Origin of the sequence: Streptomyces inusitatus (genome assembly GCF_014651115.1) — a bacterium.
GTDB classification, from domain to species: Bacteria; Actinomycetota; Actinomycetes; order Streptomycetales; family Streptomycetaceae; genus Streptomyces; species Streptomyces amakusaensis.
Window position 1 is genome coordinate 139,476 of record NZ_BMWG01000016.1, and the last position, 18,965, is coordinate 158,440.

14 protein-coding genes are annotated in these 18,965 nt (G+C 73.0%); 5 read left to right on the plus strand and 9 right to left on the minus strand.

What is annotated here, in order from left to right; translation table 11 throughout:
* Positions 1 to 34: 34 nt before the first annotated feature.
* Genes IE247_RS22925 through IE247_RS22935 form a run of 3 tightly spaced genes read right to left on the minus strand, consistent with a single transcriptional unit; the run spans position 35 to position 5,568 of the window.
* Complete coding sequence (locus IE247_RS22925; protein WP_190125120.1) at positions 35 to 4,204, minus strand: SDR family oxidoreductase; 4,170 nt, start codon at positions 4,202 to 4,204, stop codon at positions 35 to 37.
* Positions 4,201 to 4,752 carry a DUF6309 family protein gene (locus tag IE247_RS22930; RefSeq protein WP_190125121.1) on the minus strand — a complete coding sequence of 184 codons (552 nt, stop codon included), beginning with the start codon at positions 4,750 to 4,752 and terminating at the stop codon, positions 4,201 to 4,203. Before IE247_RS22930 ends, IE247_RS22925 begins: the two co-directional genes overlap by 4 nt.
* Before the next feature lie 15 nt (positions 4,753 to 4,767).
* The gene (locus IE247_RS22935; protein WP_190125122.1) at positions 4,768 to 5,568 is read right to left on the minus strand and encodes a phytanoyl-CoA dioxygenase family protein; all 801 of its coding nucleotides are present in this window, start codon (positions 5,566 to 5,568) and stop codon (positions 4,768 to 4,770) included.
* Between the two features lie 36 nt (positions 5,569 to 5,604).
* Here IE247_RS22935 and IE247_RS34800 point away from each other — a divergent pair, with 36 nt between their 5' ends.
* Entirely contained in the window at positions 5,605 to 5,739 is a 135-nt protein-coding gene (locus IE247_RS34800) for a hypothetical protein (RefSeq protein WP_268247232.1), read from the plus strand.
* On the opposite strand, the gene IE247_RS22940 is transcribed toward IE247_RS34800, so the two are convergent.
* Complete coding sequence (locus tag IE247_RS22940) at positions 5,740 to 6,969, minus strand: MFS transporter (RefSeq protein WP_190125123.1); 1,230 nt, start codon at positions 6,967 to 6,969, stop codon at positions 5,740 to 5,742.
* Positions 6,970 to 7,626: 657 nt separating this feature from the next.
* On the opposite strand from IE247_RS22940, the gene IE247_RS22945 reads away from it, so the two are divergent.
* Entirely contained in the window at positions 7,627 to 9,237 is a 1,611-nt protein-coding gene (locus tag IE247_RS22945) for a flavin-containing monooxygenase (protein ID WP_190125124.1), read from the plus strand.
* Positions 9,238 to 9,300: 63 nt separating this feature from the next.
* Here the strand turns inward: IE247_RS22945 and IE247_RS22950 are convergent, their stop codons facing one another.
* The 4 genes from IE247_RS22950 to IE247_RS22965 are packed head-to-tail and all read right to left on the minus strand — an operon-like array spanning position 9,301 to position 12,863.
* Positions 9,301 to 9,624: a DUF427 domain-containing protein gene (locus tag IE247_RS22950; protein WP_190125125.1), complete on the minus strand. Its 324-nt coding sequence runs from the start codon at positions 9,622 to 9,624 to the stop codon at positions 9,301 to 9,303.
* A gap of 7 nt (positions 9,625 to 9,631) precedes the next feature.
* On the minus strand, positions 9,632 to 10,555 hold the full coding sequence (locus IE247_RS22955; RefSeq protein WP_190125126.1) for a hypothetical protein: 924 nt from the start codon (positions 10,553 to 10,555) through the stop codon (positions 9,632 to 9,634).
* The gene (locus tag IE247_RS22960) at positions 10,552 to 12,411 is read right to left on the minus strand and encodes a GMC family oxidoreductase (protein ID WP_190125127.1); all 1,860 of its coding nucleotides are present in this window, start codon (positions 12,409 to 12,411) and stop codon (positions 10,552 to 10,554) included. The genes IE247_RS22955 and IE247_RS22960 overlap by 4 nt, the downstream gene beginning before the upstream one ends.
* Positions 12,408 to 12,863: a hypothetical protein gene (locus tag IE247_RS22965; protein WP_229869290.1), complete on the minus strand. Its 456-nt coding sequence runs from the start codon at positions 12,861 to 12,863 to the stop codon at positions 12,408 to 12,410. Before IE247_RS22965 ends, IE247_RS22960 begins: the two co-directional genes overlap by 4 nt.
* Positions 12,864 to 13,082: 219 nt before the next feature.
* Here IE247_RS22965 and IE247_RS22970 point away from each other — a divergent pair, with 219 nt between their 5' ends.
* Complete coding sequence (locus tag IE247_RS22970) at positions 13,083 to 14,315, plus strand: DUF418 domain-containing protein (RefSeq protein WP_190125128.1); 1,233 nt, start codon at positions 13,083 to 13,085, stop codon at positions 14,313 to 14,315.
* Between the two features lie 350 nt (positions 14,316 to 14,665).
* Entirely contained in the window at positions 14,666 to 16,879 is a 2,214-nt protein-coding gene (locus IE247_RS22975; RefSeq protein WP_190125129.1) for a BTAD domain-containing putative transcriptional regulator, read from the plus strand.
* Positions 16,880 to 16,961: 82 nt separating this feature from the next.
* Here the strand turns inward: IE247_RS22975 and IE247_RS22980 are convergent, their stop codons facing one another.
* Positions 16,962 to 17,468, minus strand: a complete 507-nt coding sequence (locus IE247_RS22980) for a flavin reductase family protein (protein WP_308433257.1) — start codon at positions 17,466 to 17,468, stop codon at positions 16,962 to 16,964.
* 542 nt (positions 17,469 to 18,010) lie between these two features.
* On the opposite strand from IE247_RS22980, the gene IE247_RS22985 reads away from it, so the two are divergent.
* Positions 18,011 to 18,856, plus strand: coding sequence for an AfsR/SARP family transcriptional regulator (locus IE247_RS22985; protein WP_190125130.1), 846 nt, complete (start codon positions 18,011 to 18,013; stop codon positions 18,854 to 18,856).
* Positions 18,857 to 18,965: the final 109 nt, after the last annotated feature.

Here is an 18,965-nt window from a genome sequence, read left to right on the forward strand (position 1 = left end):
GGGAACGTGCTGGTTCATCAGGACGGCGGGGCCGTCAGGTGAGCTGGGCCGAGGCGGCGGTCGCGGGAAGGAAACCGGTCGTGGCGGCCCAGGAGAGAGCGGCCGACCACCACTGCGGGGTCGGCGGGGCGAAGCGCACACCGAGCCGGTCGAGCACCGACGTCGTCCATGAGCTGTCGACCATGATGTTGCGGTCGCCGAGCTGGGACCAGGTCGAAGCCAGCCGGGCCGTGGCCGGATCCTCGCGCTCGGCCCTGGCGAGCGCCGCGGCGAACGTGGCGTCGTCGGTCAGCCTGATCCGGTAGCCGTGGTCGATCATCCACGCCACCAGCTCGTCGTGGGCCACGGTGTGCGGGGTCTCCACGTGGTAGACGCCCGGCGCCGCGTGCGGATGGGCCGCGATCGCCGCGATGCCCGCCGCGACGGTGTCCGCGTGCGAGAACTCGAAGGTCGTCGCCGGCCTGCTCGGGGCCGCGCCCGCCAGCACATAGCCGCGGACCACCTGATAGATCCGGTTGTCCTGGACATTGCGCTGGAACGCGCCGGTCCGGCTGTCCGCCGCGATGTGGCCGCTGCGGTGGATGTACGCCTGACGGCCGGAGGCGGCCCACCCGCGCACGGACTCCTCCGCCCGGAACTTCGCCTTCTCGTACGGGGTGCGGAAGGTCTGGCCGATCCGCAGATCGGCCTCGCTGAACCGCCGGGGCGCGCCCTCGACCCCGCCGGAGACTGCGAGCGTGGAGACATGGTGGAAGCGCGCCCCGGGGGCCTCCCGGTCGATCCAGGACAACAGCCGCCGCACGGCGGTGTTGTTGGTGCGCTCCAGATCGGTGGGCGATGCCACCAGCCGGACGTCCGCCGCCGAGTGCACCACGATCTGCGCCGCTCTCGCCCGGGCCAGACCGTCGGGGGAGAGCCCCAGACCCTCCCGGTCGATGTCCCCGGCGATCACATCGGCGCCGCCGAGCCGCCGGGCCGCCGCCGCGTCGCTCTCGCCGCGCACCAGACAGGTGACGCGTGCGCCGCGCTCGCTGAGCTGACCGAGCAGATGCCCGCCGAGATAGCCGGTCGCGCCGGTGAGCAGCACCCGGGCCGGCTCGCGCACCACTCGCCAGCTGTCGCGGGGAGGTAAGGCGCCGGTGTGCAGAAGCTGGCCGGAGGTCGAGGCACTCGCCCTGGTGTGGGGGAGCGCCGTGGTGTCCGCGAGGGCGGCGACCGAGCGGGCGAAGGCGGCGAAGACCGCCTCCGCGTTCTCGTGGGAGAGCCGGGGCCACGCGTACACCAGGTCCGTCACCAGCCTGCCGCCGATGATCCGGGCGGTGAGCCGGATCCGGTAGAGCGAGTCGCCGGAGGCGCAGCGGGCCGAACCGGCCCGCTCGTCGGCGATCGTCCACTCCAGCGAGGGCTCGTCGGTGAGCTGGAAGGTGCCGAGGAAGTTGAACCCGGTCTCCGGGCGCGCTCCTTCGACGTCCATCGGCAGTTGGGGAGCCTGCCGCAGCTCCTCCTCGGCCCCGGCCGCCGCCCGCTCGGGCCCGCCGGTCCCGTCGACCGCCACCCACTTCACGGCGGTGAACCAGCCCACGGTGTCGAGATGCTGTCCGTCGTCGCCCTCGGTGGAGCGGCCGTGCGTCTCCACCTCCACCCCGAGCCGGGGCTGACCGCTCCAGCCGGAGACGGCCTCGGCGAACGCCGTCAGCAGGATCGCCTCCAGCCGCTGCGAACGCCCGTGCCGCTCGACCAGCTTGGCGGTCGCCCGCTCGTCGAGACTCCAGATCAGCGTGGCGGGCTCGGTGCCGCCCGTCGTGTCGTCGGCCGGGAGCCGGGGTGCGACCGCCTCCTGTACGGGGACGGCCGGGGCGGCCGATCCCGCCCAGGAGTAGAAGTCGGCGGTCGGCGGCAGTTCGGCCGGCAGGCCGTCGCGTGCCGCCCGGTAGGCGCAGGCGAGATCGTCGAGCAGGATCCGCCAGGAGAGGCCGTCGACCACCAGATGGTGGGCGATCAGCGCCAGCCGGTCCTCCACGCCGGGCCCGCCGCGGAACAGATGGACCCTCAGCAGGCGTCCGGCCTCCGGATCGAGGCTGCGGTGCAGCTCGGTGCAGATCCCGCCGACGGTCTCGGCCACCGGATCCGTCCCCCGGATCGAGGAGTGGCTGACCGCGTCCGGGTCGCCCTCGGGCAGCGGGGCGCCGGGCCCGGCCGGGCCGACGGGGGTGCGCAGCGCCGGGTGGCGGCGGAGTACGGCGAGGACGGCCGCCGCGAGGGCGGGGGCGTCCACGGGTATCGCGCACCGCAGCACCACGGACTGGTTCCAGTGCCGGGGGTCGTCGACGGGCTGCCGGAACAGCCACCGCTGGGCGGGGGAGAGCCTGCGGTCCCCGGTGTCGATCCGCTCGGCGGCCGGGGCGGGCCGCTCCCCGGCGGCGAGGGCGGCCGCCGCCAGCAGGGTGGGCGTGGGGTGCTCGTAGAAGTCCTCGAAGCCGACCCGGTGCCCGCGCCTGCGCAGAAAGGCGATGGTCCGCATGGCGAGGATGGAGTCCCCGCCCAGGCTCAGCACATCGGCGTCCAGGTCCACCAGGGGCAGGCCCAGCGCGTCCGCCCACAGCTCGGCGACGTCCCGGGCGAGCGCCGTACCGGCCCCGCCGTCCTCGTCCCCCTTCCCGCGGGCGCCGCGCGCCCGGGTCTCGATGAGCCCGGCGACGACGGCCGTGAGCCGCTCCCGGTCGAGCTTTCCGTTCGGTCCGAAGGGGAACTCCGGCACCGCGAGGATCGGCTGCGGGACCGAGTAGCCCGGCAGCCGGTCGCGGAGATGGGAGCGGAGCGCGGCGAGGGTCTCGCTCTCGCCGTCCGGACCGGTCAGCCGTACGGCGGCCAGGAGCTGGCTGCCCGTCGGGGTGCCGCGCACGATCACGGCGGACTGGCCGACCCCGGGGAACTCCTCCATCGCGTGCTCTATCTCGACCGGGTCGACCCGGAAGCCCCGGACCTTCACCTGCCGGTCGGAGCGGCCGACGAAGACCAGGTTCCCGTCCGGCCTGCGGCGGCAGACGTCGCCGGTCCGGTACATCCGCCGGCCGCCGTGGCTGATGAAGCGGCGCGCGGTCTCGGCCGGGCGGCCGAAGTAGCCCGCGCTGACGCCCCGTCCGCCGATGTGGAGTTCGCCCACCACATCGTCGGGGGCGAGCTGGAGGTCCACCTCGCCGATGGCGGTCCCGATGGGCACGGTGGCCTCGTCGGCGGGGAGTTCACCGGCGGAACGGGCGAGGAAGCAGGTCGCGCCGACGGTGGTCTCGGTCGGGCCGTAGTGGTTGGCGACCCGGGCCGCGACGCCCTGTTCGAGCAGGCTCACGGCGAGCGGCCGGGGCAGCGCCTCGCCGCCGAGGATCACCGTGTCCAGCGTCGGGGCGTCGGCGGGCCGGCCCGCCAGCAGTGCCGTCAGATGCGAGGGGGTCGTCTTCAGCATCGTCACCCCGGCCCCGCGCAGCGCGGCCCAGAAGCGCTCCGGGTCGCGCACCTCGTCGTCGGGGACGATGTGCACCGACCCGGCGGTCGCCAGCGCGAGCAGCCAGGAGGTGTGCCCGAGGTCGGCCGCCAGCGTGGTCACATGGGCGACCCGGGGCGCGTCCGCCTCGGTGAGGCCCAGCCGCTCGCGGAGCGCCCGGGCGTAGTGGACGGTGTTCGCGTGGGTGACCGCGACGGCCTTCGGCTCCCCGCGCGAGCCCGAGGTGAAGGACAGATACGCCACGTCCTGGGGCGCGCAGCCGTCCGGCGCGGGGCCGGGGACGGCGTCGACGGGCGCGCTCCCGAGGAGCGCGCCGGGGTCGATCACCTCGGTGCGGTACGGCTCGGGCGCGAGGAACTCCGCACTGGTGGAGAGCGCCAGGCCCGCTTCGACGGCCTCCAGCCGTCTGCGTATGTCGGGCGGGCTCCACCCGGGGTCGACCAGCACGGCCGTCGCCCCCGAGCGCAGCACGCCGAAGAGCAGCGCGCACACCCGGGCGTCCCGGGGACCGAAGACCGCCACCCGGTCGCCGCGCCCGACGCCGGCCCTGGCGACCAGGGCCGCGACCCGGCTCGCCACGGTGTCGAGGGCGCGGTAGTCGAAGGTGCGCACCCCGTCGCCGATCGCGGGCCGGTCCGGGTGGGTCAGGGCGTTGTGGGTCAGCAGCTCGGGCAGCGAGGCGGCGTGTCGCTTCGCTAGCGTCATGTACTCAGACCTCCGGTAGTGGCGCGGGCCGCGATGTCGCCGGCGACGAAGACGGTCAGCTCCTGCTCGGGCGACAGCCGCCGGCCGAGTTCCCAGGAGACCATCCGGTGCAGGCCGTCGAGATGGACGAGCCCCTTGCCGAGGGTCAGGCCCGAGTAGTCCTCGTGCGGCAGCGGGAGGGTGCTCAGATAGATCGAGGTGGGCGGGGCGTCCCGGAAGCGGTCGAGCTTGGCCCGGCAGACCGGGTCGGCCTCGGACCACTCCGCCTCACGCGAGCGCAGCAGCCGCACGGCCTCGCCGACGGTCAGCCCGGAGCGGGGCACCAGCTCGCACCCGCCGCCCTCGCTCAGATGCCAGGGCAGCATGACCTCGCTGACATCGGCCCCGGTGATCCGGACCCTGGACCAGCCGCCGAAGGTCGCGTCCGCCAGCTCCAGGGCGTTGACCGCGTCCTGATTGGTGTTCGCCTCGTGCTCCCGGTCCACGGGGTGGTCCCGCCGGAAGTGCGACCGCACCTCGTCAAAGGTGACCGAACTGACCACATGCATCGCTGTGACTCCTCCTCATGCCGATGGGGCGTACTCGGTGAAGTGACGCTCCGAGAACAGTTCCGGCCAGCGGCCGCCGTCGAGCTCCAGGGCGCGGGCCCGGGCGAGCATGTGCCGCCAGTACGGCTTCACGGGCCGCCAGCGGGCTCCCGTCTGGCAGTACGACGCGTCGACGAAGTAGCGGGGGCGAGGGGGGCCGCTGGGGCTCGGCGCGGGCCGGCGGGCGTGCAGCAGGGCCGAGTTGATCAGCAGGGTGGTGCCGGGGGGCAGCTTGTCGATCACGATCTCGCCCGGCAGCTCGGAGGTGTCCAGATGGGCCAGCGCGGCCTTGTCGCGGGGCTCGTGGTGGGAGCCGGGCAGCAGGGCGAGGCTGCCGACCGTGCCGTCGAGGCCGCCCAGGTAGTGCAGCGCGTGGACCATCAGCAGCTTGGGGTTCTCGGCGTCGTTGGGCTCGTGGTCGTGGTGCCAGGGCTTGCCCGCGACCCCGGGGCCGTGCCGGTCGCTGTGCAGATGATGGAAGACGAAGGGGTCGCCCATCAGCTCGGAGATGATCCGCATCAGCGGCTCATGGGTGAGCAGTTCGCCGTGCGCGGGCTGCTCCAGCTCCATCACCGGCGGCGGGTCGTCGGGGGAGGGGTTGACGCAGGCGGCTATCGACTTCGCCCGCAGTCCCTCGTCCACCCATCGGTCCACTTCCGGCTTGAGCCTCTCCCGCAGTTCCTCCGGCAGTAAGCCGGGCAGTACGAGGTATCCGGACTCCGCGAACTGTTCCCGCTGAGCCGGGACGATGCCGTTGCCCTCGAAGAACAGTGTCATGGGGAATCACTCCCTTTCCCGTGATGATGATGCCGTGTGCGTGTCTTCGGCGCGGTCGTTTCGGACGGACCGCGCTCCGTGGCGCTTCTCATGGTCGTGATCTTGGTATTGGTGCTGGTCCTGGTGCTGATCTTTGGTCCCGGTACGCCGGACAAGCCGGAGATCTGGTGATCAACTCCTGCCGGGGCTCGCTGAGCCCGCCCTGCTCAGCGGTGCGTAGAGGGTGCCGAGCGTGACGAGGCACTGAATGGCGGTGATGACCGCGAACAGCGTCGTGGCGCCGAACTCGGTGAGCAGCCAGCCGCCCATCAGGGCGCCGAAGGGGATGGCCGCGAAGGGCACGGCGCGCTGGATTCCCACCACCCGGCCCAGGAACGCGCCGTCGACGGCCCCCTGGCGGTAGGTCCGCCAGGGCACCAGGAAGACGGAGGTCGCCAGGCCCGCGAGGAACCAGCAGGCGCTCAGCACCCAGACGTCGGTGGAGAACGCGGGCAGCAGCAGGGCGGCGGCCATCGCCGCCCGCGCCGTCCACATGAGGAGGTCCCCGTCTAGTCTTCGCATCAGGGTCGGCGCGACCGTCGCGCCGAGGACCGCGCCCACGCCCTGGGCCATGGAGACGACGGCGAGCGAGACCGGGATCTCCCCGCCCGGACCGGCCACGATGAAGATCAGATTGGCCGCGGCGGCGGGGAAGGCGAAGTTGCTGACGGTCAGCAGCACGGTGGCCCAGGCCAGCCCCCGGTCCCGCGATATCAGCTGTATCGCGGCGACGGAGTCCGGCTTCAGCGACCGGCAGGCCTTGACGATCGAGGGGATCAGCCGGCGTCCGGTCGCCACCACCGCCGTGGAGGCGATCAGGGCGGCGGACACCGCGAACGAGACCCCGTTGGCGAAGCTGGCGGCGGTCGGTCCCAGCAGGGTGACCACGGCGACGCCCGCGACCGGGCCGAGGGTGCTGAGGGTGCCGTCCGCACCCTGTACCCAGGCGTTCATCGCGGGCCTGCGCTCCTTCGCCACCCGCTCGGCCAGGAAACCCTGGAAGGCGGGGAAGGAGAACGGCCGTACACAGCCCAGCAGAAAGGCCGCCGTCATGATCAGCGCGACCGAGGGCTCGAACAGACAGAGCACCCCGATCCCGACGACGATCACCGAGGAGACCACGTCGCACAGGATCATCAGCTGACGCCGGTCGGCGCGGTCGGCGACCACACCGCTGAAGAGCCCGATCACTACAAAGGGAACAAACTCGACCGCGTACGTCAGCGCCGTCGAGATCGCCGAGCCGGTGAGCTGGAGCACCAGTACCGGCAGCGCGAAACGGAAGATCCAGTCGCCGCTGCTGGAGACGATGAACGCCGCCCGCAGTAACGATTCATCACGGCGGCGCGCCTCCTCGTTCATGACATACCGGCAGCGGATGGGGAGCGGCTGGCCACAGCCGCGGAAGGTCTTTCCGGGTCAAGACGTGCGCAGAACAAAACAAGCCCCCGTGTGGTCCCCCGGGCGGCTCTCCCGGGCGGGTCGGTCGGCTTCTCGGCGTGGCGGGGCCGGCCCGGTCACGGGCCTCGGGGGCGCGACGCTGCGTCCCGGCCGCCGCCACGCCGTGACGGCATGGCGGCGGGGCTCAGGGCCTCCCGCCGCCGCGCCGCCGTCGGGTGGTCCACACCGGGCGCCCGGCGGCCGTGGGGAAGTCGGCGCGGGCGGCGGTGGCATGGGACGAAAGGAGCGTTTCGGAGCGGCTCATCGACTGTTCCTTTCGTGTGGTGCGCCCGGCCCTGTCGCGAAGGGCCCGGCCTTGAGCTGTCACGGCCGCTGGCGGGCGGCCTCCGCTACAGCTTCTCCGGAGGTGCCGGTGCGGGGCATCGTGGAAAACCACGAGTTCAGTGCCGCGCTTCCATGAGGCGACTCTCATCAATCAGCCCATTTCGTGCATTGATCACGCCAACCGCCTGCCATTCCGAGCCGACTTGGCCGAGACCTGTGGCAATGAGCGCGTGATCGGCGCAGCATCGTCCGCCACCGGCCGCCGGCCGGGTCCCCCTCCCCACAGGAGCCCCCATGGACACCCCCACCCCCTTCGCCCCCCTCGACGCGGTCGTCGTCGGCGCCGGTCTCTCCGGCCTCTACCAGCTCCATCGACTGCGCGAACTGGGATTGCGCACCCGGGTCTTCGAGGCGGGCGACGACGTCGGCGGTACCTGGTACTGGAACCGCTACCCGGGCGCCCGCTGCGACATCGAGAGCATGTCGTACTCGTACTCCTTCTCCCCCGAGCTGGACCAGGAGTGGGTGTGGAGCGAGAAGTACGCGGGCCAGCCGGAGATACTGCGCTATCTCCGGCATGTCGCCGACCGGTTCGGGCTGCGCGCGGACATCACCCTGAGCACCAGGGTCACCCGGGCGGTGTACGACGAGGACGGCCGCGTCTGGCGGATCTCCACCGACACCGGGGAGAGCGTCACCGCCCGGTTCCTGGTGATGGCCTCGGGCAGCAACTCGGCCCCCAAGACACCGGACGTCCCCGGCTTCGGCTCCTTCGCCGGGCCCACCTACCACACCGCCCGCTGGCCGCGGGAGGGCGTCGACCTCACCGGCCTGCGGGTCGCCGTGATCGGCACCGGCTCCTCCGGGGTGCAGATCGTCCCGGAGCTCGCCGGGCGCGCCGCCGAGCTGACCGTCTTCCAGCGCACCCCGGCCTACGCGCTGCCCGCCTTCAACCGCCCGCTCTCCGCCGCCGAGGTCGCCGAGCGCAAGGCCGGCTACCCCGAGTTCCGCCGGGCCCAGCGCCGCTCCAAGGGAGGCAGCGTCGTCGAGATGCCGACCCGCTCCGCCCTGGAGGTCAGCCCGGCGGAGCGCACCGCCACCTATGAGGCCGGCTGGCGGTCGGGGCTGCTCAGCGGATTGCTGCGGTCGTACACCGACCTTCTCGTCGACGCGGAGGCCAATGAGACGGCGGCCGAGTTCGTCCGGGGGAAGATCGCCTCGATCGTCGCCGACGAGGAGACCGCCGAGAGGCTCACACCCCGCACCTTCCCCTTCGGCACCAAGCGCCCCTGTCTGGACAGCGGCTACTACGCCGCCTACAACAGGCCCGGGGTGAGACTGGTGGACCTCGCCGCCACCCCGATCGAGGAGATCACCCCGAAGGGCGTCCGCACCTCGGAGCGGGAGCATCTCTTCGACGCGATGGTCTTCGCCACCGGCTTCGACTCCCTGACCGGGGCGCTGACCGCCGTGGAGATCGTGGGCAGGGGCGGGATCACGCTCCGGGAGAAGTGGGCGGACGGCCCGAGGAGCTGTCTCGGGCTGCTGACGGCGGGCTTCCCCAACCTCTTCACCGTCGCCGGGCCGCTCAGCCCCTCGGTCCTCACCAATATGGTGGTCTCCATCGAACAGCATGTGGAGTGGATCACCGACTGCGTCGCCCATCTCCGCGACCGGGGCCTCACGGAGATCGAGGCCGACCCGGCCGCCGAGGACGCCTGGACGGCCCATGTCGCCGAACTCGCGGCCCAGACCCTCTACCCGGCCGTCGCCTCCTGGTACACCGGGGCGAATGTGCCGGGCAAGGCCCGGGTCTTCCTCGCCTATGTGGGCGGCGCCGACCGCTACCGCGCGGAGTGCGACGCCGTGGCCCGGGACGGCTACCGGGGCTTCGCCCTCTCCTGAGTTCCCGGGCGCGGCCCGTGCCCGCCGGGGGCGCGGGCCGCACCCGGGCCGGTACGCCCGGGGTCAGACCGTCTCGGTGTCGTAGAAGCAGAAGTGGTCCTTGATCCCGGCCACCTCCGGCCTCGGCTCCGGATAGGCCCATACGAGGTCGTTCGCGCCCGGGACCGACCAGTAGTCGGCGTCGCCCTTGAAGGGGCAGTGGGTGTGGGTGTCGGAGTGGGTCAGCAGATCGGTCCTGACATCCTCCGGCGGCAGGTAGTAGCGGACCGGGCAGCCCGTCTCGCGCAGCACGAGGGGACGCCTGCTCTCGGCGAGCACCTGCCCGTCGCGTACGACGCGCACATGCTCGCTGCCCTGTTCGACGGTGATGCGGTGTCCTGGAGTCATATACGTCTCAGCGCCCGGGAACGGGGGCTTGTTCCCGCCCGGCGCGCGGCACGTAGTACGGACGGTTGTGGGCGGCGACCGGGGCCGACTGGTACGTCCACACCCCGGCGGCGCTCCCGTCGCCGATCAGCGCGCTCACATCGGCCCCGACCGGCGACGACGGCTCGTGCACCCGCAGCCGCACCCGGCCCGCCGCCTCGCCGCCTTCCGTGCCTTCGCCGAGCGGGATGTACTGGTAGGGCTGGTAGACGTTCATCGGCCCGGCCAGCGGCCGGCCCGCCGCGTCGACCCCGTAGCCGGTGACGGGGGTGTTGTTGACCGGGATCCGGGGCAGCCCGGCCAGCTCCGCCGAGAGGGAGATCAGGGGCCGCTCCCGCCGCTCGATCCCGTCCCCCGCGAGCACCGCCTCCTTGCAGACGATGTCCCAGGCGTCGCCGCCCGGACCGTTGAGCGAGGGCATGGTGACCTCGAACCACGCCGGATACTTGGGCTCGCCGTAGAGCGCGGTGCCGGCGGCGATGGCCAGCGCGCTGTCGCACAGCACATGGAGCCGGGCGATGCCGAGCAGCTTGGTCTGGTCGTACCCCCGCGCGTACTGCCCGTACGAGAGCCGGGCGAGCCGCCCCGCGCTCGCCGCCGGGTACGCGACGACGCTGTACTCGATCTCCTGGATCACCGCCGCGCCGTTCGGGTACTGCGCGAAGTACAGCTGGTAGTTGAGCGTGACACAGGCCCGGCCGTCGAAGTCGGCCGCGCTCAGATCGGGGTGGCGCTCCGCGAGCAGCGCCCGCACCGGCGCGGGGTCGACCAGATGGTCCACACCGATGTTGTGCAGCGCCCCGTAGTGGAAGGGCAGCAGATACGGGGCCGTGACGGGCGGGAGGGCGAGATCGCCGCTCGTGGGGCGCTCGCTCACGGGGTGCTCGCTCATGGAGTGTCGGTCTCCTCGGGAACGGCCGGCGCCGGGGCGCGGCCGAGGGACGGCAGCGCGATCGCCCGGTGCCGGCCGGTCAGATCGCGGTGGATCCGCTCGGCGCTGCGCAGGGTGATCGCGGCCATGGTCAGGGTCGGGTTGGAGGTGCCGAGGGAGGGCATGCTGCCGCAGCCCACCGCGTACAGATTGGGGTGGTCCCAGCAGCGCTGCCAGGAGTCGACCACGGAGTCGGAGCGGCGCGCGCCCATGATGTGGGTGCCGCCGGCGTGGCCCGCGCCCCGGTAGGCGTAGGACCGGCCCTCGTGTTCAAAGTGGCCGGGCTCGGCGGGGCCCGGTTCGTACCGGCTGTGGTCCTCGGCCCCCAGCAGGGCGAAGAGCTGGTCGGAGACCGACTTCGCGGCGGCGATGCCCGCCTTCACATGCTCGGACAGATCGTAGGTGAGCACCGGGCGCGGCAGCCCCAGCGCGTCGGGGCGGCCGGGGGCGAGCCGGACCCGGTTGGCGGGGTCGGCGCTCTGCTCCATCTCGAACTGGAGCGTGAACTGCCGTCCCACCCGGTCGTCGAGGGCCCGGCGCAGCGCCGGGCCGAGGAGGCCGGCCTCGATCCGCGCGGCGGCCTCGTGCTCCGGCGGGCCGACCGCCCAGGTCCAGCCCCAGTTGCCGAACTCGACGCGGAAGGGGGCGCGGGCCGCCCGGCCCGGGCCGAAGCGGAACCCTTCGAGACCGGAGGTCGAGCCGGGGCCCCGGTAGGGGCCGGTGCGCCGGGGCAGCAGGCCCCAGCTGAGGAGCACCGGGTGGTCCATCAGATTGCGGCCCACCTGGCCGCTGGAGTCGGCGAGGCCCGAGGCGAGCAGCAGCCGGGCGTTCTCGATGGCGTGGGCGGCGAGCACCACGGTGTCCGCCCGCGCCGTGTGCCGGGTGACGGATCCGGGGCGGGCGGGGTCCTCGTACCGCTGGTACTCGACGCCGGTGATCCGGCCCGAGGGGTCCGCCGTCAGCCGCCCGGCCACCGCGCGGGTGAGCAGGGTGACGCTCGGGCCCCAGCGCCGCTGGGTGCGGGCGGGGGTGTATTTCGCTCCGGTGGGGCAGACGGGGATGCAGCTCGCGCTGCCCTCGCAGACCGGTCCGTGCTCCCGGGTGGCGGCGGTGTTGCGGGCCTGGGGCGTTGTGGCGACCCGCAGTTCCACCGGGTCGGGGCGGCCGGGGTCCCTGGCGTGCCGTCCGTCCAGCCGCTCGGCCAGCAGCCGGTCGAGATGGCTGGCGGGGACCGGGCGGTGCGGGAAGGCGTACCCCTCGGGCAGGGGCAGCCCGACCAGCTCGCGCTGCTGGGCCGGGTCCCCGGCGACGCCGAGTTCCCGTTCGGCGGCGCGGTAGTGGGGCTCCAGCTCGGCGTAGCCGATGGGCCAGTCGCGGCCGTAGCCGAAGTGCTCGGCGGTACGGAAGTCCTCCGGGTGCATGCGCGGGGTGAGGCCCGTCCAGGCCGTGCCGGTGCCGCCGTTGACGCGTACATAGCCGCTGGCGTAGGGCAGCGGGCCGTCCTGGAGGAGATGGCCCGAGGCCCGGTAGCCGCCGCCGGGCCGGCCGCTCAGGTCCGTCACATCGGGGGAGGGGACCAGCGGGTTGGGTGCGACGGCGGAGCCGGGCGTCTTCGCCCGCGCCGCGCGGAACCGCGCCGGGTCGGCGGCGGGGCCGTCGGCGTCGGCGTCGCCCACGCCGGCCTCCAGCACCAGGACCCGCCAGCCGCGCTCGCCCAGCTCTTTGGCCACCAGCGATCCGGCGATGCCGGCTCCGACCACGATCACATCGAAGCGCTCGAAGCCCTCGAAGCGCTCGAAGTCCTCCCGGCCGGTCAACTCCGCCCGCCCGGGGCCGGGTCGGCGGGCGGCCGTGCCCAGGAGCCGGGGCCGGGCCGCCCCGTGCCCGGCGGCTCGCCGCCGAAGCTCCGCCACACCAGTCCCTCGGCCGGGGCGGCGGCGTCGGGGGAGGGGGAAGGGCCCGGCCACACCCCCGTGTACCAGAGACGGCAGATCGACCGCGCCAGCTCGCGCACCCCCTCGTCCCGCTCGATCAGGCCGTACGGGTCGGCGGCTTCGGCGAGCCTGCCGTAGCGCGCGGGATCGGCCCGCCGGGCGGTCAGGGCCCGGTGGGCCTCGACGAGGCCGGTCTCCCGCAGCTCGGCGGCCCCGAATCCGGTCAGTGCGACGGAGAGCGCGAGAAACCGCCCCGCCTCCGGGGCGCTCATCCGGAGCCCCGCTCGCCGCACCGGGCGTGGACGGTCGACGACATCGGCCAGAACTCCCCTCATCGGGCCGCCCGTTCCCGCCGCCGGGCGTGTCCGCCGTGATCCCTACCTCGGCGGACCCGCGTTCATGCCTGGCCCTCTCGCCGGGTGTGAGCGACCGCCGACCCACCGTGAGGCCGGGGGATTCGCGCGGTCCGCGCTTGCGCTCCCTCGTTCTTATGAGTCTAATACGTTCGTATCTCAAGTGAACGTTTTGAAAGTGAGCGATTCAAGGATGCGCATATGAACCCGGGTGACACCGAACGGAACGGCTCCCGGATCCAGGACATCGATGTGCTGAGGAGCTTCGCGCTCTTCGGCATCCTCATGGTCAACATCACCTATCTCGCCTCCGCCCACCACGGCTTCGGCCTGGCGGACCCCGGCTTCGACTCGGCCCTCGACAACGCCGTCCGCCGGCTGACGGCGATCTTCTTCGAGGCCAAGTTCTATCTGCTGTTCTCCTTCCTCTTCGGCTACAGCTTCACCCTCCAGCTGAAGTCGGCGGAGCGCGGCGGCGCCCGGTTCACCCCCCGGTTCCTGCGCAGATGCGGAGCGCTCTTCGTCATCGGCGTGTGCCACGCGGTGGTGCTCTTCCCCGGCGACATCCTCACCACCTACGCCGTGCTGGGGCTGGTCCTGCTGGCCCTGAGGGGTATCCGGCCGCGCACGGCGGTGATCACCGCCGTGGTCCTCCTCACCGTGACCGCCGTCGGCTTCCTCCTCCTCGCCGGGGCGCAGCACCTGGCGGGCGGCGAAGGCGTCGACGCCGCCGCCGTCGGCGAGCGGGCCCAGCGGGCCACCGAGGCTCTGCGGGGGAGCCCCGGATCGGTGATCGGCGCCCATCTCGACCAACTGCCCGACGTGGTGCTGCTGCTCGTCTTCTTCCAGGCCCCCGCCGCGCTGGCCGCCTTCCTGCTCGGCCTCGCGGCGGGCCGCCACGAGGCCCTGACGGACATCGCCCGCCACGGAGCCCTGCTGCGGCGGCTCCAGTGGATCGGATTCCCCCTCGGGATCGCGGGCGGCGTCTTCTACGCGCGGACCGCCCAGGGGCACCCGGACACCGCCCTCCAACTGGTCGGCCTCGCCGTCGACACGGTGACGGCGCCCCTGCTCGCGGCCGCCTACGCGGCGACCGTGCTCCGGCTCGCCGCCACCCGGCGGGGCCGCCGGCTCGCCCCGCTGCTCGCACCGGCCGGACGGATGACCCTCACCAACTATCTGACGCAATCCCTCGTCCTGGCACTCCTCTTCACCGGCTTCGGAACCGCCCTGGTGGGCCGGGTGCCCCCGCCGCTCGTGGCCCTCATCGCCGTGACCCTCTTCGCCGCCCAGCTGGCCGTCTCCCGCCACTGGCTGCGCCGCCACCGGTACGGACCCGCCGAATGGCTGCTCCGCGCGGTCACCAACGCCGAACCGCCCCGCCGGGCGGCGACCGACGCCGAACGGTCCCGCCCGCGCCACCGGGCGGAGTGACGGCGGCCCGGTCCCGCCCGCGGTCGCGGCCCGGCCGCCCGACGGGTGGCGGGAGTCGGCCTCCGTCCGCCGGTCGCCGGGGCCCGGCCGCGACCGCAAGGGTGGAGCCCTGCCGCCCCGTGCCGCCTCCGTGCCGCTCCCCGCGCCGGGCGCACCGTCCGGCGCGGGTCCCGCTTTCCCAGCCGCCCCAAGGGCCCCACCGCTGCCTTGTGCTTGCTTTGTGAGGGCTTCGACCGCCGACCTGGAACATGGCACCAGGGTCTTGGCCGGTTTCCCGGGGCGTCGCTGTCAGACCGCAGCCGCCGTCCCCGGCCACGGGCCACCGGTTGGACGGTCAATCTGGGGGAGCGATGCAGTTCCGCATGCTGGGTCCGTTGGAAATCGCCGACGACTGCGAGGGAACAGTGGGACTGGGCGGCACCAAGCAGCGCGCCACACTGGGATATCTGCTGCTGCACGCCAACAGGGTCGTCGCCACGAGCCAGTTACTGAACGCGCTGTGGGAGGTGGACGACGCGCCGATGACCGCCCGCAAGATTCTCCAGAACGCGGTCTACGGGCTGCGCGGCGTCCTGTCGGCCGGGTACGGCCGGGGAGAGCGGGCGGCGACGCTGCTCACCCAGTCCCCGGGATACATGATCCGGGTGGATCCGGACCAGGTCGATCTCCACCTCTTCCAGCGGTGGGTCGGACAGGCCCGGGAGAAACAGGCCCAGGGCGCGCCGGAGTCGGCCGCCCGGCTGCTGCACGACGCGCTCGCGCTGTGGCGGGGCCCGGCCCTGGCCGACCTCGTGGAGGCGGGCATCGAATGGCCCGAGCTGGCGGCGGTGCAGAAGGCGCGCATCGACGCCACCGAGGACTACTTCGACGCCCAGCTCGCGTGCGGCCGGCACCACACCATCCTCGCCGAACTGGAACGGATGGTGCAGACCGAACCGCTGCGCGAGCGCTCCTGCGGACAGCTGATGCTCGCGCTCTACCGCTGCGGACGCCAGGCCGACGCGCTCAATGTCTACGGCCGGGTCCGCTCCGCCCTGGTCGAGGATCTCGGCCTCGAACCGGGCCGCGGTCTGCAACGGCTCCAGCAGGCGATCCTCACCCAGGAGGCCACCCTCTCCCTGGAGCCCGGCAGGGGAGCGCTCCCGGCGACGGACGGGCCCGACGGGCCCGTACCCGCCCGGGGACCGGCCCGGCTCGCCCCCGCGGACCCCGCCCGCGGGCCCGGAGCCCCCGGGGCGGGAGAGCCCGCGGCGCGGCCGCCCGCCGTGCGGGACGCCCCGGCGCACCGCACCGGCACCGAGCGCCGCCGCGTCGGCGTCGTCTCGGTCCGCACCCGGCTCGCGCCCACCCTCGGCGGCGGCGGCCACGAGGATCTGGACGATCTGCTCGACGGCGCGGCCTCCGTGGTCCGGGAGCAGATCGAACGGTTCGGCGGCACCGTCACCGCCTCCATCGGCTCCACCTTCCTGGCCCTCTTCGGACTCGACGGCCCCGGAGACGAGGACGCCTGGCAGGCGGTACGCGCCGCGCTCGCCGTACGGGACGTGCTCGACGTATCCGGCGGCCACGGATCCGACGGGGGCGGACTCAGCGTCTGCGCCTCGGTCGACCTGGGCGAGGTGCTGCTGCGCCAGCGCGGCCCCGCCGACCCGCCCACCGTCGTCGGCGCGGTGCTCGACGCCTCGCAGGAACTGCTCTCCGACGCCGACGTCGGCGAGGTGCGGGTCAGCGACGCCGTCCGCCGGGCGGTCGAGGACACCTTCGTCTGCGTGCCGACGGAGCCCTCGGAGACCATGGCCTGGCAGGTCATCGGCACGGGCGAGACGCACTCCGGCGTACGGGGCGCGGAAGCCTCCAACCGCGCCTGCGAACTGGACTTCCTCCAGGAGCTGGTACGCCGGACCCGACGCCGCTCCGTGCCGCACCTGGTCACCCTCCTCGGCGAGTCCGGCGCGGGCAAGACCCGGCTGCTGGGCGACCTCGGACACCGGATCACCGTCCAGCCGGAGCCGGTGCGCTGCCTGACCGGCCGCACCCCGGCCACCTCCGACGACCGCCCGCTGCTCGCCCAGGCCCAGATCCTCGCCTCGTACTGCGGAGTCCGGGCCGGGGACGGCGCGCCCGAGGCACGGGCCGCGCTCACCCGGGCGGTACGGTCCCTCTTCCCGTCGGTCCCGACGGCGAGCCGGCTGCTGACCCAGCTCGCACCGCTGATCGAACCCGCGGGCGAGAGCGAGGACCCCCGCTGCGCGCTGGCGGCCTGGCGCGACTTCTTCCACGAGGCCGCCCGCCGCGCCCCGCTCGTGCTGTGCCTGGACGATCTGCACCGCGCCGACGACGTGGTGCTGGAGGCGGTCGAGGAGCTGGCCGAGGCGACGGAGGCCTGCCTGGTCGTGGTGGCCGCCGCCGCCCCCGAACTCCTGCTGCGCCGCCCGACCTGGGCGGGCGGCAAGGGGCACGCCACCACCGTCACGCTGGACCGGCTGGAGCGGATCACCCATGAGAAGCTGGTCGAGTTCCTGCTGTCGGCGGCGGGCAGCGAGCGGGCCCAGGCGCACGGCTGACGGTCGACGGCCACCGGCCGTCGACGCCGGTGTGCCGGTGCCGGTTCCGGGTTCGGTGCCGGTTTCGCTTCCGGCGCGGGTGTCAGGCTCCGGCCGGTGAGGCGGAGGAGGACGCCACCCGCCGGAAGGCCCCCTCGAAGAAGAGCAGGCCGTCGTGTTCCGGCCCCACCCTCGCGCTCAGCACATCGCCGATGAAGACGGTGTGATCGCCCGACTCCAGGGAGTCGGACAGCTCGCACTCCAGCCAGGCCAGGGCCCCGGGGATCAGCGGGGCCCCGGTGAGCGGACCCGGCTCCCAGTCGACCTCGCTGAACTGGGCGGGGCCGAGCGGCCGCCGCTTGTCGGCGAAATACCGCGCCAGCTCCGTGTGTTCGGCGCTGAGCAGCGAGACCCCGAAGCGCCGCTCCGCGGTGATCGCCGAGTGCATGACGGCGCTGTGCGCGACGCTGCACAGGACGGAGGGCGGCGCGAGGGAGACCGAACTGAACGCGTTGGCGGTCATTCCGTGAATGCTCTCGCCGCCGACGCTCAATACGATGACACCGGTCGCGAACCGTGACATGGCCGCGCGCAGATCGGACGGATTCATTTCTGTTCGTCCCACCGTTTCCTGGTCGTCTCCACCTGCCCGCCGAAATACCCGGAGGGCGGTGAAGTGCGGGTGCGGCCAATTCCCCGGAGCAATCCTCCAGGGCTGTGACGTGCTTGGCCGCGCGGCTCACGCTATAGCCGCGCGTCTCACCTCCCGGTCACTGTCCGGTCGGCACCGAAAACACTCGGACGAATGCCCCAACGGACGCGGAACGGATGGTTACCGGGCCATTACCGTGCCACTGGCCCGCGGCGGTATTCTTCGCTTTCCGCGCGGCGGCCGGAGTCGGTCGAGCGCCCCGCCCGTCCCGGCCGCGTCGCCCCGTTCCGTCGAGCGGCCGGGCCCGTGCCGCCGTGCCGAGCGCGCTCACCCATGGAGGCCGACCGGTCGCGCTGAGTAGCGCGAGAGGGTCTACCTGGCGGTAACTTGACATTGTTGAGCCTGGTGTGACGGGTCGACGGCAACCGCTCTCTACTGTCGGGATCATGACCCCGAGCACCCAGCCAGGCGCCCATCGCGCCGGATCAGGAGCGCGCACAGTGTGGTTCAATCTCATGGGCCCTTTTGAGATCATCACCGACAGCGGCGAGACGCTCGCTCCGAAGGCTCCGAAGGTCTCCCAGATGCTCGCCGTGCTGGCGCTCCAGCCCCGGGAAACGGTGCCCATGAGCACGCTCATTCGCGAGCTGTGGGGGGAGAATCCGCCGAGCGGCGCCATGAGAACGCTCCAGACACACGTCTACCACGCCCGCCGGATGCTCGCCGACGCCCGGGTCACCCGCGCCGACCGCCGTCTTCTGACAACGATGGCACCCGGCTACCGCCTCGATGTCACCGACGACGAGGTCGATGTACGCGTGTTTGAACGGCTGGTCAGGCAGGCGCAGTGCGAACTGGAGCAGGGCACCCTCGAATGCGCCGCCGATCTGCTGGAGCGCGCCCTGACGCTGTGGCGCGGACCGGTCCTGAGCAATGTGCCGATCGCCGATGTGCTCGCGGGCCGTATGGCGTATCTGGAGGAATTACGGCTCCACGCGCTCGAATTGCGGGTGGAGACCGAGATGCGGCTCGGCCGGCACCGCGAGTTCCTGCCCGAACTCCGTGTTCTGGTGCACGAACACCCGCTGCACGAGTGGTTCCACGGCCAGCTCATCTCGGCCCTGCACCTGTCGGGCCGCAGGGGCGAGGCGCTCCAGGCCTATCAGAACCTCTACTACATCCTGAAAAGGGAACTCGGCCTGGAGCCCTCGCCCGAACTCCGGCGGCTCCAGTCCCAGATACTCAATTCAACGACGGGAAAGCACCCCAGAAGGCTCCGCCGCCGCGATGCCGTCCAGCCCGACCACACATTCACTCCGTTCTGGTTCGCCGCGGACGTCGGCTGAAGCCGCCCGGCATCGGCCGACGTCCGTCGAGGAGTTCCGGTGGTGCGCACAACGGTAAATGTACGTCAAATGCGTCACCGTGCGGTCAATCACCGGCCCATCACCCGGT

Bases quoted from the DNA above. Each gene is read 5' to 3' on its own strand.
- IE247_RS22970 (WP_190125128.1), top strand. From the start codon at position 13,083: ATGAACCCGGGTGACACCGAACGGAACGGCTCCCGGATCCAGGACATC.
- IE247_RS22930 (WP_190125121.1), bottom strand. From the start codon at position 4,752: ATGCATGTGGTCAGTTCGGTCACCTTTGACGAGGTGCGGTCGCACTTC.
- IE247_RS22975 (WP_190125129.1), top strand. From the start codon at position 14,666: ATGCAGTTCCGCATGCTGGGTCCGTTGGAAATCGCCGACGACTGCGAG.
- IE247_RS22980 (WP_308433257.1), bottom strand. From the start codon at position 17,468: ATGAATCCGTCCGATCTGCGCGCGGCCATGTCACGGTTCGCGACCGGT.
- IE247_RS22925 (WP_190125120.1), bottom strand. From the start codon at position 4,204: ATGACGCTAGCGAAGCGACACGCCGCCTCGCTGCCCGAGCTGCTGACC.
- IE247_RS22950 (WP_190125125.1), bottom strand. From the start codon at position 9,624: ATGACTCCAGGACACCGCATCACCGTCGAACAGGGCAGCGAGCATGTG.
- IE247_RS22965 (WP_229869290.1), bottom strand. From the start codon at position 12,863: ATGAGGGGAGTTCTGGCCGATGTCGTCGACCGTCCACGCCCGGTGCGG.
- IE247_RS22945 (WP_190125124.1), top strand. From the start codon at position 7,627: ATGGACACCCCCACCCCCTTCGCCCCCCTCGACGCGGTCGTCGTCGGC.
- IE247_RS22955 (WP_190125126.1), bottom strand. From the start codon at position 10,555: ATGAGCGAGCACCCCGTGAGCGAGCGCCCCACGAGCGGCGATCTCGCC.
- IE247_RS22935 (WP_190125122.1), bottom strand. From the start codon at position 5,568: ATGACACTGTTCTTCGAGGGCAACGGCATCGTCCCGGCTCAGCGGGAA.
- IE247_RS22940 (WP_190125123.1), bottom strand. From the start codon at position 6,969: ATGAACGAGGAGGCGCGCCGCCGTGATGAATCGTTACTGCGGGCGGCG.